15 protein-coding genes and 1 riboswitch are annotated in these 15852 nt (G+C 72.9%); of the genes, 6 read left to right on the top strand and 9 right to left on the bottom strand.

Translation table 11 applies throughout. The features are described 5' to 3' along the window. Window positions 1–49: 49 nt before the first annotated feature. Window positions 50–538: a bacterioferritin gene (gene bfr, locus MMF93_RS08685; RefSeq protein WP_242750623.1), complete on the bottom strand. Its 489-nt coding sequence runs from the start codon at window positions 536–538 to the stop codon at window positions 50–52. A 214-nt stretch (window positions 539–752) separates the two neighbouring features. Between bfr and MMF93_RS08680 the strand changes: the two genes are divergently transcribed. Then, window positions 753–1376 carry a sulfite oxidase-like oxidoreductase gene (locus MMF93_RS08680; protein ID WP_242750622.1) on the top strand — a complete coding sequence of 208 codons (624 nt, stop codon included), beginning with the start codon at window positions 753–755 and terminating at the stop codon, window positions 1374–1376. 49 nt (window positions 1377–1425) lie between these two features. Here the strand turns inward: MMF93_RS08680 and MMF93_RS08675 are convergent, their stop codons facing one another. From MMF93_RS08675 to thiO, 6 genes are all read right to left on the bottom strand, one after another. After that, window positions 1426–2310, bottom strand: coding sequence for a deoxyribonuclease IV (locus MMF93_RS08675; protein WP_242750621.1), 885 nt, complete (start codon window positions 2308–2310; stop codon window positions 1426–1428). A 5-nt stretch (window positions 2311–2315) separates the two neighbouring features. After that, window positions 2316–3101, bottom strand: a complete 786-nt coding sequence (locus MMF93_RS08670; protein ID WP_242750620.1) for a transglycosylase SLT domain-containing protein — start codon at window positions 3099–3101, stop codon at window positions 2316–2318. A gap of 505 nt (window positions 3102–3606) precedes the next feature. Continuing rightward, window positions 3607–5592: a Stk1 family PASTA domain-containing Ser/Thr kinase gene (gene pknB / locus MMF93_RS08665; protein ID WP_242750619.1), complete on the bottom strand. Its 1986-nt coding sequence runs from the start codon at window positions 5590–5592 to the stop codon at window positions 3607–3609. Window positions 5593–6141: 549 nt separating this feature from the next. Then, window positions 6142–6939 carry a thiazole synthase gene (locus MMF93_RS08660; protein ID WP_242750618.1) on the bottom strand — a complete coding sequence of 266 codons (798 nt, stop codon included), beginning with the start codon at window positions 6937–6939 and terminating at the stop codon, window positions 6142–6144. 8 nt (window positions 6940–6947) lie between these two features. Next, window positions 6948–7169, bottom strand: coding sequence for a sulfur carrier protein ThiS (gene thiS, locus MMF93_RS08655; RefSeq protein WP_242750617.1), 222 nt, complete (start codon window positions 7167–7169; stop codon window positions 6948–6950). Beyond that, window positions 7166–8386: a glycine oxidase ThiO gene (thiO, locus tag MMF93_RS08650; RefSeq protein ID WP_242750616.1), complete on the bottom strand. Its 1221-nt coding sequence runs from the start codon at window positions 8384–8386 to the stop codon at window positions 7166–7168. The genes thiS and thiO overlap by 4 nt, the downstream gene beginning before the upstream one ends. Before the next feature lie 13 nt (window positions 8387–8399). Continuing rightward, window positions 8400–8488, bottom strand: a riboswitch (TPP riboswitch). 129 nt (window positions 8489–8617) lie between these two features. Here thiO and MMF93_RS08645 point away from each other — a divergent pair. The 5 genes from MMF93_RS08645 (at window position 8618) to MMF93_RS08625 (ending at window position 13390) form a co-directional block, all read left to right on the top strand. Further along, window positions 8618–9877 (top strand): NAD(P)/FAD-dependent oxidoreductase, encoded by a 1260-nt coding sequence (locus tag MMF93_RS08645; protein ID WP_274709438.1) that lies wholly within the window; start codon window positions 8618–8620, stop codon window positions 9875–9877. A 33-nt stretch (window positions 9878–9910) separates the two neighbouring features. Next, window positions 9911–10285, top strand: coding sequence for an Rv2175c family DNA-binding protein (locus MMF93_RS08640; RefSeq protein WP_242750615.1), 375 nt, complete (start codon window positions 9911–9913; stop codon window positions 10283–10285). Window positions 10286–10396: 111 nt separating this feature from the next. After that, a complete protein-coding gene (gene thiE / locus MMF93_RS08635; RefSeq protein ID WP_242750614.1) occupies window positions 10397–11113 on the top strand; it encodes a thiamine phosphate synthase in 717 nt (238 codons plus the stop codon). Between the two features lie 116 nt (window positions 11114–11229). Next, window positions 11230–12156 carry a methylenetetrahydrofolate reductase [NAD(P)H] gene (gene metF, locus MMF93_RS08630; RefSeq protein ID WP_242750613.1) on the top strand — a complete coding sequence of 309 codons (927 nt, stop codon included), beginning with the start codon at window positions 11230–11232 and terminating at the stop codon, window positions 12154–12156. Between the two features lie 37 nt (window positions 12157–12193). After that, entirely contained in the window at window positions 12194–13390 is a 1197-nt protein-coding gene (locus MMF93_RS08625; protein ID WP_242750612.1) for a hypothetical protein, read from the top strand. A 116-nt stretch (window positions 13391–13506) separates the two neighbouring features. Here MMF93_RS08625 and MMF93_RS08620 read toward each other — a convergent pair whose 3' ends face one another. Then, the gene (locus MMF93_RS08620) at window positions 13507–14967 is read right to left on the bottom strand and encodes a phytoene desaturase family protein (RefSeq protein WP_242750611.1); all 1461 of its coding nucleotides are present in this window, start codon (window positions 14965–14967) and stop codon (window positions 13507–13509) included. Between the two features lie 238 nt (window positions 14968–15205). Then, window positions 15206–15832, bottom strand: coding sequence for a TetR/AcrR family transcriptional regulator (locus MMF93_RS08615; protein ID WP_242750610.1), 627 nt, complete (start codon window positions 15830–15832; stop codon window positions 15206–15208). Window positions 15833–15852 lie beyond the last annotated feature (20 nt).

Genomic DNA, 15852 nt, shown 5'->3' with positions numbered 1-15852 from the left:
CGGCGCGGCCGGTCCGCCTCCGCCTGGCCACAGCCCGTCGGCTCGGGGCTCAGGCCTCGTCCGGGGACTTCTGCTCGATCTGCTGGGCGATGTAGAGCGGCTCGCCGAGCTTCTCGATGAGTTCGAGCTGCGTGTCGAGGTAGTCGATGTGGTGCTCCTCGTCCGCGAGGATGTCCTCGAAGATGTTGGCCGAGGTGATGTCGCCCTTGGCGCGCATCACCTCCACGCCGCGCCGCAGCCTGTCGATCGCCTCCGCCTCGATCTGCCGGTCCGCCTTGAACATCTCGGTGACCGTCTGGCCCACCCGCACGTGGAAGAGGCGCTGGTAGTTCGGCAGGCCCTCCAGGAAGAGGATGCGGTCGGTCAGCCGCTCCGCGTGCCGCATCTCGTCGAAGGACTCGGAGCGCGTGTACTCCGCGAGCTTCGTCCAGCCGTTGTGCTCCTGCATCTTGGCGTGCAGGAAGTACTGGTTGATCGCCGTCAGCTCGGCGGTCAGCTGCTCGTTCAGGAACTCGATGACCTCGGGGTCGCCCTGCATGGTGGCGGGCTCCTTCCTGGGAGTGACGCGTGAAGCGGGCCGGTCGCGCACGCGGCGCGCAATCGCGCATCCTGTCACCGCTCACCGGATCGATCCAGTAAGTGCAGGCTTACCGTATTTGCCCGGCTCCCGTGGCGTGAGGGCGGACCGACGCAGGTCGTGTGCCGCCTCGCCGTGGTCGAGACCACGGCCCCGGGTCTGTCACCATGGAGACATGGGTCAGCCGTCAAGCCGTGCGGGGGAGCAGCAGGAGCTTCCGCCCGGCCAGCGGCTCCAGCGCGGGTGGCCCGTCACCCACTACGGGCCCGTACCGAAGTTCAAGCCCGAACGCTGGGAGTTCCGGGTCTTCGGGGCCACCGCGGACAGCGACAAGCACTGCTGGGACCACGAGCAGTTCACCTCGCTGCCGTACGAGACCGTCGTCGCCGACCTGCACTGTGTCGCGAAGTTCAGCATGCTCGGCGCCGAGTGGGGCGGGGTCCGCGCCCGGACGGTCCTCGAGCTGGCTCCTCCCGCGCCCGACGTCACCCATGTGATGGTGTGGGCCGAGTACGGCTTCAGCTCCAACCTGCGGCTGTCCGACTTCGCGTCCGACAAGGCGCTCTTCGCCACCCACAGGGCGGGCGAGCTGCTGACCGCCGAGCACGGCTTCCCCGTCCGGCTGGTCGTTCCGCACCTGTACGCGTGGAAGGGGCCCAAGTGGGTCCGCGGCATCGAGTACATGACGGCGGACCGCCGCGGCTTCTGGGAGGAGCGCGGCTACCACAACATCGGCGACCCGTGGCGGGAGCAGCGCTACTCCTACCAGGAGGAGCCGGGGGAAGGCCCCGAGCTGTAGCCGGACCCGCCCACCCGGCGGGCCCGGCGCCCGGCCCCGGCCCGCCCGATCAGGCGTCGCGCAGCTTCTTCAGCAGCGCCACGTCCGCCGCGTGCTCGGTGCCCTTCTTGTCGCTGGGCGTCTCGACCACCAGCGGCACCCCGTCCGTGAGCGGGTGGGCCAGCAGCTGAGCGAACGGGTCCTGGCCGATGTGGCCCGAGCCGATGTTGGCGTGCCGGTCCTTGTGCGCGCCGGCCACGTCCTTGGAGTCGTTGGCGTGGATCAGCCGCAGCCGCCCGGGGCCCGTCGCCGCCTCCAGCTCCCGCAGGGTGCGCTCCACCCCGCCGGGCGCCGCCAGATCGTGCCCGGCCGCGAAGACGTGGCAGGTGTCGAGGCAGACCCCGAGCTTCGGGTGGTGCTCCAGCACCTCGAAGTACGCGGCCAGCTCGTGCGCCTGCGAACAGAGCGAGGCACCCTGCCCGGCGGTCGGCTCCAGCAGCAGCTGCGGGCCGTCCTCGTGGCGCAGCTCCTCCAGCAGCGGCAGCATCAACGAGCGCGCCTGGGCCAGCGCGACGGCGCGCTCCCGGCCGCCGGTCGCCGCTCCGGTGTGGACGACGACGCCGAGCGCGCCGATCGCGCGGCCGCGCCGCAGCGAATGCCGCAGCGACAGCACGGACTTGCGGGCGGTTTCCTCGGTGTGCGAGCCGAAATTGATCAGATAGGGAGCGTGGACGTATACGGGGAGTCCACGCTCGGCGCACGCGGCACGGAATGCGGTGTCCTGTTCCGGATTTCCGGTGGGGGTCGCCCAGCCTCGGGGATTCGCGACGAATACCTGAACGGCTTCGGCTCCGATCCTGTCGGCATAGGAAATGCCCGTGGCAGCCAGGCCCCCGGCGACGGGGACGTGGCTGCCGACGGGATTGCGCGCGGCTTGCGTTTCGTTCGTGGTCACACCACTCAGTATGCCGAGTTGACGTTGTCCATCGAACCGTAGCGGTCCGCCGCGTAGTTGCACGCGGTGACGATGTTGGCGACCGGGTCGTACTGGTCCCAGGAGGTGCCCTCGACGTGGTAGGCGTCGAAGGTCGGCTTGATCACCTGGAGCAGCCCCTTGGACGGCACGCCGTTCTGGGCGTTGATGTCCCAGTTGTTGATGGCGCGGGGGTCGCCGCCGGACTCGCGGATGACGTTGCGGTGGATGCCCTCGTAGGAGCCCGGAATGTTGTGCTTGTCCATGATGGCCAGGGCCTCACGGATCCACCCGTCCAGGTTGTTCGGGTAGGTCGGCTTCGCCGCGCGCTGCTCGGAACGGTTCGCGGTCTCCTTGGCGGCGCGCTCGGCCTCCGCCTTCTTCTGGGCCTCGGCCTTGGCGGCACGCTCCTTGGCGCCTGCCCGTATCGCCTCCGCGGCCTCGTCGGTGGTGGTGAAGCTCTTCGCGGTCGTGGTGGCGTCCTTGACGCTGCGGACCTGCTGCGCGCCCTCGGGGACGTCGATCAGGGAGTGCTGGGCGGCCGCGATGTCCTTGCCCTGCTCGGGCAGGACCGAGGAGTGGGAGGAGAACGCCACGTTCTCGGCGTTGACCTTCCTGGCCGCCGTCGCCTGGCTGGCGTCGCCGTGGTCCGCGGTGCCGGGGAGCACGGTCAGGGCCAGGGCCGCGGCGCCGGCGGTGCCGATGCCGACGGTCGTCATCTTCCTGGCCCGCGGGCTGAGATTACCGGGACTGAGGCTGGAGATGCTGGGCATGAGAAAGAGCGGAACCTTTCATCGCTAGGCGTCGTCGCAGAGGCGGGGAGCCGGAGAAACGCGCCGAGATCTGTTTCACGGCGCCGTGCGACGCCGCAATTGTTAGAGGGTCCGTTTTGGGAAATCAACGATGTGACGTACTACCGAAATTCGTTGAACAGGCCCCCGCGATGAAGGGGTGAATACCCCGCATTCCAGGTCGGGGCGGTGATGCGCTTTCCACTACGGTCTTTCGTAGGTGATGTGCGTCCTATGGGTGGGCTCACATCGGGGCGGGTTTCGCAGTACGGTCGGTAGCGGCCCATGCGCACCCTGGCATTACTTTTCACGACTGACCTGACATAACGGTCATGCCGGAATCGTGCTCGGGAAAGCCCAGGTCATACGGTCGGAAGGCATGCGAACGGCCCCCGGCGGAAGCCGGGGGCCGCACGGACCGGTGCGCTCCGCTCGGCGCTGGTGCGCTCCGTTCAGCGCTGGTGCGCTCCGTTCAGCGCCGGTGGGCTCAGCGCAGCCAGACGGTCACCTCGGAGCCCCGAGGGGCCTCCTCGCCCGGATCGGGGGACTGGTTGAAGACGGTGTCGCCGAAGAAGACGCGGCGCACCCGCACCTCGAAGCCCGCCTGCTCCAGCTTCGCCTTGGCCTCGCTCTCGCTGCTGTCCTCCACGTCCGGCACCTCGACCATGTCGGGCCCCTTGGAGACGGTCAGCGTCACAGTGTCGCCCTTGGCGAGCCGCGAGCCGTCCGTGGGGGACATGCGGGCGATGGTGCCCTCGTCCTCCTCCGAGTGGACGCGCTCCTTCGCGATCTTGACCTTCAGGCCCTCTTCCTTCAGCTCCTCGACGGCGTCGCCCTCGTCGTCCCCCACCACGTCGGGCACGTCCACCGGGGCGCCCTTGGAGACCGTCAGCTCCACGGCGGCACCCGGCCTGCGCTCGCTGCCCGGCTTCGGATCCGTGGCGACGACCGAGCCCTGCGCGGTCTCCTCGTCGAACCGCCGCTTGACCAGCCCGGGCTCGAGACCGGCGTCCTTCAGCTTGCGCCGGGCGTCGCTGAGCGGGGTGCCGCGCAGCTGCGGCACCTTCACCACCTCGGGGCCGCGCGAGACGGTCAGCGTGACCGCGCCCGTCTTGCGCACCCGCTCACCCGGCTTCGGGTCGGTGCCGATGACGTGGCCGCGCTTCACCCGCTGGCTGTAGTCGCGCTCCACCTTCACGTCGAGGCCCGCTTCCGCCAGCGCCTTGGTCGCCTCCGACTGCGTCTGGTCCAAGACCGCGGGTGTCTTGGTGAACTGCCCCGAGTTGATGTACCAGACGCCCGTCCCCACCAGCAGCACCAGCAGCACTCCCAGCGCCACCAGCACCCAGCGCGGTTGCAGCACCCGCCGCCGGGGCGGGGCGGCGGGCTCCGCCGCCCCGGCGGGCGGCGGTTCGGTGGCCGGCACCGCCGAAAGGAGCGCCGTACGGTCCATCGGTTCGGCGTCCGGCACCGGATCGTTCGCCGCGGGCCGCGGAATCACCGACGTCTCGGCCTCCGACGGCGGCACGGCGGCCACCGGCGTCCCCGTACCGTCCTGCTCGGCCGGCGCCACCGCCTGCTCCCCGCCGTCCTTGGCCTGCGGGGGCACCGCGTCCAGCTCCTCCTCCGAGAGCCCCGCACGGGTCGAGCGGACCTCCGCGAGCAGCGCCACCGCGTCCTCGGGGCGCCCCTCGGGGTTCCGTGCCGTCGCCCGCGCCACCAGCCCGTCCAACGCGGCCGCCATCCCCGGCACCGCAGCCGAGGGGAGCGGCATGTCCTTGTTCAGGTGCTGGTAGAGGACCTGCGCCGGAGTGGAGCCCGCGTGCGGCTTGGAGCCCGTCAGCATCTCGTAGAACATCACGCCGCACGCGTACAGATCCGTACGCGGCGACGCCGTACCGTCCTCGATCTGCTCAGGCGCCAGATACGAGACCGTGCCCAGGATCGAGTCCGTCGTCGCGGACGTCTGGCTGTCCACAGCGCGCACGAGCCCGAAGTCGGCGACCTTCACCCGGCCGTCGTCCCCTATCAGGACGTTCTCCGGTTTCACGTCCCGGTGCACGAGCCCCGCCCGGTGGGCGGCGCCCAGCGCCGCCAGCACCGGCTCCAGCACGTCCAGCGCGGGGCGCGGGCGCAGCGCGCCCTTGTCGCGCAGGACGTCACGGAGCGTGCAGCCCTCCACGTACTCCATCGCCAGATACACGTACGTACCGTCCGTGCCCTGGTCGAACACGCCCACCACGTTCGGGTGCGCGAGCCGCGCGGCGGACTTCGCCTCCCGGATGAAACGCGTCACGAACGTCTCGTCCGACGAGAGGGAGGTGTGCATCACCTTCAGGGCCAGCACCCGGTCCAGGCGGGTGTCCATGGCGCGGTAGACCGTCGCCATGCCGCCGACGGCTACGCGGGCTTCGATGCGGTACCGGCCATCGAGAACCTGACCGACCAGGGGGTCCTTGAGGGTGGTGTCCATTGCGCAGAGTTTACGAGTTCCCCGCGCCTCCTTATGCCTCGCGCCCGCACTAGAGCCGAACAGTGACAGTCCCCCTCCCCTCGGGGCTCCGCCCCTGGCCCCCTTACATGGTCTTCCCCTTCTTCCGCTGAGGTGCCCTCGGCCGTGGTCGGGGGCTCCGCCCCCAAACCCCCGGGGCCTCGCCGGCCGGGCGTTGGGGCGGCTCCGCCCCCCAACGGCCCCCCGCTACGGGGGACTCCGTCCCCCCTAGGAGCCCCCTGGAGGAGAGCCAGTTCCCCTCTTACGCAAGAGACGGCCCAGCGCATGCGTTCTGTGGTGCTGTCTCATGTGGGGGTCCAGGGGGCGGAGCCCCTTGGCGGGGGTTCCTAGGGGGGCGGAGCCCCCGTAGCGGGGGGCATTTGGGGGGCAGCGCCGCCCCAAAGCCTCCCCGGCGAGGGGCCGGGGGTCTGGGGGGCGGAGCCCCCCGGATAGAGATCGGCAACATCGGGGGTGGGCTGGCCCCACTGGTAAAGGGGGAGGTCTGGGGGGCCCGCCCCAGGTGCTGGGGTATCAGCGAAAGGCCGGCCGCTCAGGGTCAAAGTCGGCCAAGCCCTCCGCAGGAGAGGACGCCGAGGCATACCACCGCCGAGGAATCCGCCCCGCGAGGAACGCCAGCCGCCCACCGTCGACAGCGGCCCGCATGCCCGCCGCCATGAGCGCGGGCTCTTGAGCCCGCGTCACCGCGGAGGCCAGCATCACGGCGGAGCAGCCGAGTTCCATGGCCAGGGCGACGTCGGAGGCGGTGCCGGCCCCGGCGTCGAGGACGACGGGGACCGTGGCCCGCTCGGTGATGAGGTGGAAGTTGTGGGGGTTGCGGATGCCGAGCCCTGATCCGATGGGGGAGCCGAGCGGCATGATCGCGGCGCATCCGGCGTCTTCGAGTTTGCGGGCGAGTACGGGGTCGTCGTTGGTGTAGGGCAGCACGGTGAAGCCGTCGTCGACGAGGGTCTCGGCGGCGTCGAGGAGTTCGACGGGGTCGGGCAGCAGGGTGCGTTCGTCGGCGATGACCTCGAGCTTGACCCAGTCGGTGCCCAGCGCTTCGCGCGCGAGCCGCGCGGTGAGCACCGCTTCGCCGGCCGTGTAGCAGCCCGCGGTGTTGGGCAGGACGCGGATGCCGTGCCGTTCGAGTACGGACAGTACGGAGCCGCTGACGGACGGGTCGAGGCGCCGCATGGCGACGGTGGTCAGTTCGGTGCCGGAGGCCAGCAGTGCCTTTTCCAGCACGTCCAGGCTGGGGGCGCCGCCGGTGCCCATGATCAGGCGGGAGTCGAAGGTGGTGTCGCCGATGGTCAGCGGGTCGTCGGCCATGGTGGTGCTCAGCCTCCCTGGACTGCGGTGAGTACTTCGACGCGGTCTCCCTCGCCCAGCGCCGTGGTGGCCCAGCTGCCGCGGGGGACGACGTTCTCGTTGAGCGCGGCGGCCACCCCCGAGGGCGCGGCGGTGAGGGTGGCCACGAGCTGGTCGAGGGTGGTGCCCTCCGTCAGGTGGCGGGGTTCACCGTTGACGGAGACGGTGACCCGCGCGGTGGTGGAGGTCATGCGGTCTGCTCCTGCGGCTCGGGGGCGGGGGGTGTGGCGAAGCGGCCCGGGGTGAAGGCCCGGGCCAGGGGCGGCAGCTCGCCGTCGGCCAGCAGGCCGGCCATCACGTCGCCGGTGACGGGGGTGAGCAGCACGCCGTTGCGGTGGTGTCCTGTGGCCAGGTGGAGCCCCGGCAGTCGTGTGGGGCCGAGCAGGGGCGCGTTGTCGGGGGATCCCGGGCGCAGCCCTGCGACGGTTTCGGCCAGCGGCAGTTCGGTGACGCCGGGGACGAGTTCGTGCGCGTCCCGCAGCAGTTCGTAGACGCCGCCGGCGGTCACGGTGGTGTCCCAGCCCAGCTCTTCGCTGGTGGCGCCGACGACCAGTTCGCCGTTCTCGCGCGGCACCAGGTAGAGCGCACCGCCGCGCACGACGGCGCGGACCGTGCGGCTGAGGAACGCCTCGCGGGCGCCGCCGGACGCCGGCATCCGCAGTCGCAGCACCTGGCCCTTGACGGGGCGTACCGGCACCGGCACGTGCGCGGGCACGCCCTCGAGCGTGCCGCTGCGCGAGCCGAGCGCGAGGACGGTCTGGCCCGCGGTCACCTCGCCGCCGTCGGCGGTGGCGGCGCCCACGGCCCGGCCGCCGGCGACCAGGAGCCGCCTGGCCGTGGTCCGCAGGAAGGTGACGCGGGCGTGTGCGCAGGCCCGCAGCAGGGCGGCGGCCAGGCGGCGCGGGTCGATCTGGTGGTCGCCGTCGACGCGGACCCCGCCGCGTACGGACGGTGCCAGCATCGGCTCGAGGCGGCGGCATTCGCGCCCGGTCAGCCACGCGGAGCTCAGTCCGCAGCGCTGGTGCAGCGCGTGCAGCTCCCGCAGGTGGGCGCGGTCGTCGGCGTCGAGCGCGACGGCGAGGGTGCCGCAGGCGCGGTGGCCGACGTCCAGCCCTGAGGCCTCTTCCAGTTCGGCGACGAAGGCGGGGTAGCGGGCCGCTGAGGCGAGGTTGAGGTCGAGGAGCGTCTCCTCGCCGTAGTGCAGTTCGGTGACGGCCGCGAGCATGCCGGCCGCGACCTGTGCGGCGCCGCCGCCGGGTTCGGGGTCGACAACGGTGACGCGCAGGCCGCGCCGGGCCGCGCGCCAGGCGGTGACCAGGCCGATGAGGCCGCCGCCGAGGACGAGGACGTCGGGGGCGCCGGACGGCGCCTTGCCGGATGTCGTACCGCTCGATGTCGTCTCGCGCATGGGGGTGCCGCTGCTCCCTTCGCCGGAATGACCCGGATCAGGTTCGGACGGTCGGAGGCCGCCGCAGCCTCCCTCTCAGCCCGGTGCGTCCGGGCTCCCGCGTGTGCTGGATGTACGCGGCCAGCCTACTGCGGTGCTCAGCGCCGGGACCAGGGCCTCGGTCGGTGGTCGTGCCCGATCCCGGTCGGCCGTCCGAGTGCGGGCGCGGCGCGGCGGCATACAGTGAGCGGCGTGAGTGGGAGCCAGAGCGTGAGTGGGAGCCAGACGCAGCAGCGGGTCGTGATCGTGGGAGCCGGGATGGCGGGCGTGCAGACCGCCGTGCACCTGCGGGAGCAGGGCTGGCCGGGGTCCGTGCGGCTGATCGGAGCCGAGCCGCACGCCCCCTACGACCGGCCGCCGCTGTCGAAGGCCGTGCTCCTCGGCACCGGGGAGGAGTCCGAGGAGCCGCTCTTCGACATCGACTTCGCCGGGCTGGGCATCGAGCTGGAGCTGGGCCGCACCGTCACGGGGCTGCGTGCGCGCGAGCGGCTGCTGGTCACCGACGCGGGGCCCGTGCACTACGACCGCCTGGTCGTGGCGACCGGCGCCGAGCCGGTCGCGCTGCCCGGCAGCGAGGGCGTGCCCGGGGTGCATCTGCTGCGCACCCTGGACGACGCCAGGCGGCTGCGTCCTGTGCTGGCCGAGCGCGGCCGCGTCGTCGTGGTGGGTGCGGGCTGGATCGGTGCGGAGTTCGCGACGGCGGCGCGCGAGCGCGACTGCGAGGTGACGGTGGTGGAGGCCGCCGCCACGCCGCTGCCCGGCGCCTTGCCTGCGCGCGTCTCGGAGCCGATGCGGGCCTGGTACGCGCAGGCCGGGGTGGAGCTGCGCACGGGTGTGGCCGTCTCGGGTGTCGAGCGGGGTGCGGTGCTGCTGTCCGACGGGGACAGGCTGGCGGCCGACGCGGTGCTCGTCGGCATCGGCGCCCGCCCGGCCACGGGCTGGCTGCGCGGCTCCGGCGTCGAACTCGGTCCCGACGGCGCGGTGCGCGCCGACTCCCGGCTGCGCGCCTCCGTGCCCGGCGTCTACGCGGTGGGGGACTGCGCCTCCTTCCCGTCGGCCCGCTACGGCGAGCGGCTGCTGGTCCACCACTGGGACAACGCGCTCCAGGGCCCCCGCACGGTGGCCGCGAACCTGCTGGCCGAGGGGCATGCCGACGGCGCGGCCGACAGCGTCGAGCACGACCCGGTGCCGTATTTCTGGTCCGAGCAGTTCGGGCGCTTCGTGCAGTACGCGGGCCACCACGGCGAGGGGGACGAGCTGGTGTGGCGCGGTGATCCCGAGGGCGCCGCCTGGAGCGTGTGCTGGCTGCGCGGTGAGCGGCTGGCCGCGCTGCTGGCGGTCGGCCGTCCGCGCGATCTCGCGCAGGGGCGCAAGCTGATCCAGCAGGGTGCGGCCGTGGACCCGGCGCTGGTGGCCGACGCGGCCGTCGCCCTGAAGAAGGCGGCGCGGTAGTGGCGCTCAGCCCTGGATGGCAGTCTGGACACCGTGACCGAGATTGACGCAAAGACCGATGCTCTCGTCCCCGCCTGGCTCACCCTGCCCGAGGTCGCCGAGAAGCTCGACGTCGAAGTGACCCGCGTGCGGCAGCTCGTGAAGGAGGGGCAGCTGCTCGCCGTCCGGCGCGAGGCCGAGTCGGGGAACAGGGTGTTGCAGGTTCCCGCCGCCTTCGTCGGCGAGGGCAGGATCGTGAAGGGCCTGGCCGGCACGATCACGCTGCTGCGGGACGACGGGTTCAGCGATGAGGAGATGCTGGAGTGGCTGTTCACGGAGGACGAGTCGCTGCCGGGGGCGCCGGTGACGGCCCTGCGGGAGAACAGGGGCACGGAGGTCAAGCGCCGCGCCCAGGCCCTGGCCGTCTGAGCGGCTGATCCGCGGCGGCACCCGCGGCCGCCGCACGTACCACCGCACATCCACCGGGCGCACGGGCCCTTCCCGGCCCGTGCGCCCCCTCCCGGGGGGAAGTACACCGCCATGTCCCGCACCTCGCCCGCCGCCGTGCGGCGGCCCACCGCCCGCGAGCGGCTCGCCGACGCCCGGCTGTACCTGTGCACCGACGCGCGCAAGGAGCAGGGCGATCTGCCCGCGTTCCTCGACGCGGTGCTGGCGGGTGGTGTGGACATCGTCCAGCTGCGGGACAAGGGCATGGAGGCGGCCGAGGAGCTGGAGCACCTCGCGGTCTTCGCCGACGCCTGCCGCCGGCACGGCGCGCTGCTCGCGGTCAACGACCGGGCCGATGTGGCGCACGCCGCCGCCTCCGATGTGCTCCACCTCGGCCAGGGCGACCTGCCGGTGCCCGCCGCCCGGGCGCTGCTCGGCGACGAGGTGCTGATCGGCCGCTCCACCCATGCGGCGGCCGAGGCCGACGCGGCGCTGCGGGAGCCCGGTGTCGACTATTTCTGCACGGGCCCCTGCTGGCCGACGCCCACCAAGCCGGGCCGCAGGGCACCGGGGCTGGATCTCGTCCGTCACACCGCGGCCAGGGCGGCGGCGGACCCGGTGGGGCGGCCGTGGTTCGCGATCGGCGGTATCGACGCGGGGAATCTCGATCAGGTGCTGGAGGCGGGGGCCCGCAGGGCGGTCGTGGTCCGTGCGCTGACCGGTGCGGACGATCCGGAGGCGGCCGCCGCCTCGCTCGCGGGGCGGTTGCGGGAGGCGGCCGAAGGGGACAATCCGGGCACGGTCCGGTAGCACGGAGTGGCCGGGCTGTCCACCAGGTGGACATCGGCCATCCGGGAACCGGACAGAACCGCCTTTAACGTCTCCGCGCCGAGCCGCTGCGCAGGCCAGGCCGTTAGCCTGCATGCATGGCCATCGGTATCTCAGCTCCCAGGACAGACCGTCCGCCGACCGTGCGTGACAAGCTCGCGAGCGGCGAGCAGTCCTTCTCCTTCGAGTTCTTCGCGCCGAAGACCGAGAAGGGTGAGCGGACCCTGTGGAACGCGCTGCGCCGCATCGAGGCGGTCTCCCCGACCTTCGTCTCCGTCACCTACGGCGCCGGCGGTTCCTCCCGCGAGGGCACCGTCCGCAACACCGAGCGCATCGCCAACGAGACGACCCTCACCCCGGTCGCGCACCTCACCGCCGTGAACCACTCGCGGACCGAGTTGCGCAACGTCATCGGGCAGTACGCCGACGCCGGTATCCGCGACGTGCTGGCGCTGCGCGGTGACCCGCCCGGCGATCCGCTGGGGGAGTGGGTCAAGCACCCGGAGGGCATCGGCTACGCCGCCGAACTCGTCGAGCTGATCAAGGAGTCCGGCGACTTCTGCGTCGGTGTCGCCGCGTTCCCCGAGATGCACCCCCGCTCCACCGACTGGGACTCGGACATCAGGCACTTCGTGAACAAGTGCAAGGCCGGTGCCGACTACGCCATCACCCAGATGTTCTTCCGGGCCGAGGACTACCTGCGGCTGCGCGACCGCGCCGCCGCCGCGGGCTGCCCGACGCCCATCATCCCGGAGATCATGCCCGTCACGAACGTGAAACAGATCGAGCGGTTCGCGCAGCTGAGCAACGCCACCCTCCCCGGCGAGATGGTGGAGCGACTCCGGGCGGTGGAGGACGATCCGGCGGCGGTACGCTCTGTCGGTATCGAGTACGCCACAGACTTGTGTGCGAGGCTGATGGCCGAGGGCGTCCCGGGACTGCATTTCATTACGCTCAACCACTCCACGGCGACGCTGGAAATCCACCAGAATCTGGGTCTTCGGCAGAAGGCCCAGCTGCCTTAAGACCGCGAGGCAGCCGGGGAGCGGAAGAGGGGCGTAGATGGGCTGGACGGTCCTCTATATCGCGTTCGGCGTCGTGGCGCTGTGGCTGCTGGGCGAGGTGCTGCTCCAGTACAAGGCGCGGCTGCGCTGGCGGCTGCTGGCCTTCGGCGGTTTCCTCGCCGTCGTCGTCGGCACCACAGCGCTGCCGTCCGTCATCGTGATCGGCCTCGGCATCGCGGCCTTCGCTCTCGGACAGACCTTCGTGACGCTCTCCGTCCGCAGCGGCTTCACCGAGGGCTGGGCCTACCGCGGCCCCGGTGCGAGCCGGCGCCGCCGCGCCGGGGGCACCTCCGGCGCGGCGGACCCCTCCCTGGAAGTCACCGATCTGCGCACCCACGGCCCCGACGCCGAATCGGGCCCCTTCGCCGACGCCCCCGAGACCACACCGGTCCAGGTCCCGCTCCCCGAGCCGGTCGACGACTACGGACAGGCCGGCTACGGGCAGGCGGGCTACGGGCCCTCCGGCCACGACCAGCCGGGCGGTGCGGAGTCCGCCGAGTCCGCCGGGTCCGCCGGGTCCGCCGGGTACGCAGACCCGGGCTACGCCGGGACGCCCGGCCACGCCCCGATGCCCGGCTACGACCAGCAGCCGGCCTGGGAAGGACACCAGGGCTACGTCCCCTCCCCGGGGTACGGCGGCTATGAGGAGGAGCCCTCCGTCTTCGGCGGCGCGCCCGGCGAGACGCAGGCCTACGCCTACGACGCAGGACTCGGCGGGCCCTACCCGGCGCAGGGATACCCGGACTACCCGGACTACGCACAGCCCGCGGGCCACACGGATTCCTTCCACCAGGGCACGGGAGCGGACGACTCCGCCTACCAGAGCGCTTTCGGCTACCCGGAGCACACCCCGTACCCCGACTACCAGGCGTACCAGGAGACCCCGGACCCGTACGGGGGCTACGGCGCCTTCGGCGCCGAGGAGCAGGGCCAGTACGCCGGTTACGGATACCCGGCCGCACCGCAGCAGCCGTACTACCCCGACGTGCCCGAGACCCCGCCGGGCGGCGTCTGGGTGCCGCAACAGCGCGACGGCGCCCCGCCACCGCCGCAGGACCAGCCGCAGGACCCCTACGGTTACGGGGCCGAGCCCGTCGAGGGTGCCTACTACGGCGACGGATCCGCCGACGGCTGGGCGCAGCAACCGCAGGCCCACCCCTACCCGCAGGGCTACTACGGCGACGGCAGGCACTGAGGCCGCACGCCCGGCGCCACGGACGGGCACGGGCGTCCGCCCCCCCGTCCGGCGTGGAGCGCGGACCGTCCCCGGCGCGGGGCACAGGCCGTCCGGCGTGGGGCGCGGGGGACGGTTCAGACCGAGCCGCGCCAGTCCGGGTCCTGGACCAGCCCCGCCGCCATGGCCCCCGACATCCCCGCCGCGGGAAGCCCGCCGCCCGGATGGGACCAGCCGCCGACCGCGTACAGACCCGACAGCGGCGACGCCTGGTTCGCCGGGCGCAGGAAGGCACCGCCGGCACCCGGCAGCGAGGGCGGCGGCACCCGGCCGCCGGGCGCGCCCGTCTCGGCCTCGTTGTCCGCCGGGGTGCGCACCTCGTGCCACAGCAGCCGCTCGCCCAGTCCGAGACCTGCCTCGTCCGCCGCGGCCAGCAGCCGCTCGGCCAGCGCTTCGGCCTCGCCGCTCCCCGTGACCGCACCCGGTGGCACCGGCACGCTGAGGACCGCCGTCTCGTGCGCGTCGTCGGGCCGCAGCGCCGGATCGTCGGGGCGCAGCACCGTCAGCGGCCCGCCGGGCCCCGGGGCGCCGTGCACCAGCGTGCGGTGCGCGGTGCCCTGGGGCCGGGCGCCCCGCAGCGCCAGCAGCACGGTCAGCCGCGCCGCTCCTGCGCCCGTGTCGGCGGGCCCGCCCGGCGCCGCGGGGCCGCCGCCCGCGAGCACCACGTCCGCGTCGAGGGCGCTGCCGTCGGCCAGCTCGAGACCGGCCGCCCGCCCGTCCTTCTCCCGTACGGCCGCCACCCGGCAGCCGAAGCGGAAGGCCACCCGCCGCCGGCGGCACCGCTCGTGGAGCGCGTCGGCGAGCGCCCGCATGCCGCCGCCCCGCACGTACCAGGTGCCGAACGAGTCCTCGACGTAGGCCAGTATCGCCGCGGCGGCCGGAGTCCGCGCCGGGTCGAGACCGTGCGCCCGCACGCCACCGCACAGCATCGCCGCCAGCCGCGGATCGCGCAGTTCGCCGTCCGCGACCTCGGCCAGCGTCGGCCGCGGGACGTCCCGCCCGCCCAGCGCCCGGGGGAGGCGCGGCAGCACCCTCCTGCGGAGCGCGGGATAGGCGCCGTCTTGTGCCAGCGCCCCCCGCGAGGACGGCTCCGCGCGCAGCGGCTCCTCCAGCAGCGGGCGCCGGCACGTCTCCCACGCCTCGCGGGCCCGGGTCAGCAACTGTGCCCAGCGCTCACCCGCGCCGGCGCCGAGTCCGTCGTCCAGCGCGGCGACCACCCTGCCCCGTGCGGCGTTCGGCAGCGTGACGCCCGTACCGTCCTGAAACACGTGCCGCGCCGTGACCGGCACCTGCACCAGGTCCACCAGGTCCTCGAGCCGCTCACGGCCTGTCTTGACGAACAGGTCGCGGTAGACGGCAGGCAGGTGCAGCAGCCCGGGCCCCGTGTCGAAGGCGAACCCGTCACGGGCGTACCGCCGCACGGCGCCGCCGTAGGTGTCGCTCCGCTCGTACACCGTCACCTCGTGGCCCGCGACGGCGAGCCGCGCGGCCGCCGCCATTCCGCCAAGACCCGCACCGACCACCGCGATCCGTCCCATGACCAGCGACTCTAGCCTTTCCGGGGGCGTGCGCTGAGGGGCGGCTAGGTAGGCGTACTCAGGTGGGCTCTTGAGTAGGAACGCCGATTCAGGCGGGGCGGCGCGGGCGGCAGAGTGAGGGGCCACGGGAGGGCGGGGTACCGGACCGCTGACACGGGGCCGCGGAACGAGACCGTTCGCCCTCCCGGGAACGGGCAGCCAAGAGGTGCGCTGAGCGGTTGCCGACCCGGCGCGTGCCTCAGCGGGGGTGGCCGGCGACGCGGCCCTGGAGCAGCAGGGAAAGGGCCGCGTGGACGTCTTCGAGTGAGCGCTCGGGCTGGAAGGCCTTCCAGTCGAGCGCGGCGACCAGCACCATGCCCACGAGCGCGGCCGCCGTGAGCTGGACGTCGATCTCCTCGCTGAGCTCGCCCTCGGCGACCCCGGCCCGCAGCACGCTCTCCACCACGGCGACGGCCTCCTGGCGCACCATCAGCAGGGTGTCGTTCCAGGCGCGCCCCGTGCGCCACAGTTCGGCCACGTACAGCTGGGTGAAGGCCGGGTAGTGGTCGATGAACACCAGGCCGGCGCGGACCATGGCGTCGAGCGCGTCCACCCGGCCGCCGCCCCGCTCCGCGGTCCGCTCGGCGGCCTGCCGCAGGTCGGTGGTGAGCAGTTCCACCCCGTGCCGCAGCAGCTCCTCGAACAGCTCGGTCTTGCTGGCGAAGTTGTAGTAGACCGTGCCCTTGGCGACCCCGGCCCGTTCGGCGATCTCCTCCACCGTGGTGGAGGAGAACCCCTGCTCGGCGATGAGGGTCACCGCCGCCTGGAAGAGCTTGTCCCGGGTGGCGTTGCGGCTGCGTGAACTGGTGGTGCGGGCACTCGTCATGCGGTCATTCTCCTCCGCCG

Source organism: Streptomyces tubbatahanensis (genome assembly GCF_022699385.1).
GTDB classification, from domain to species: domain Bacteria; phylum Actinomycetota; class Actinomycetes; order Streptomycetales; family Streptomycetaceae; genus Streptomyces; species Streptomyces diacarni.
Note: the sequence above shows the minus strand (reverse complement) of the source record. Positions and strands in the feature narration are given on the sequence as shown.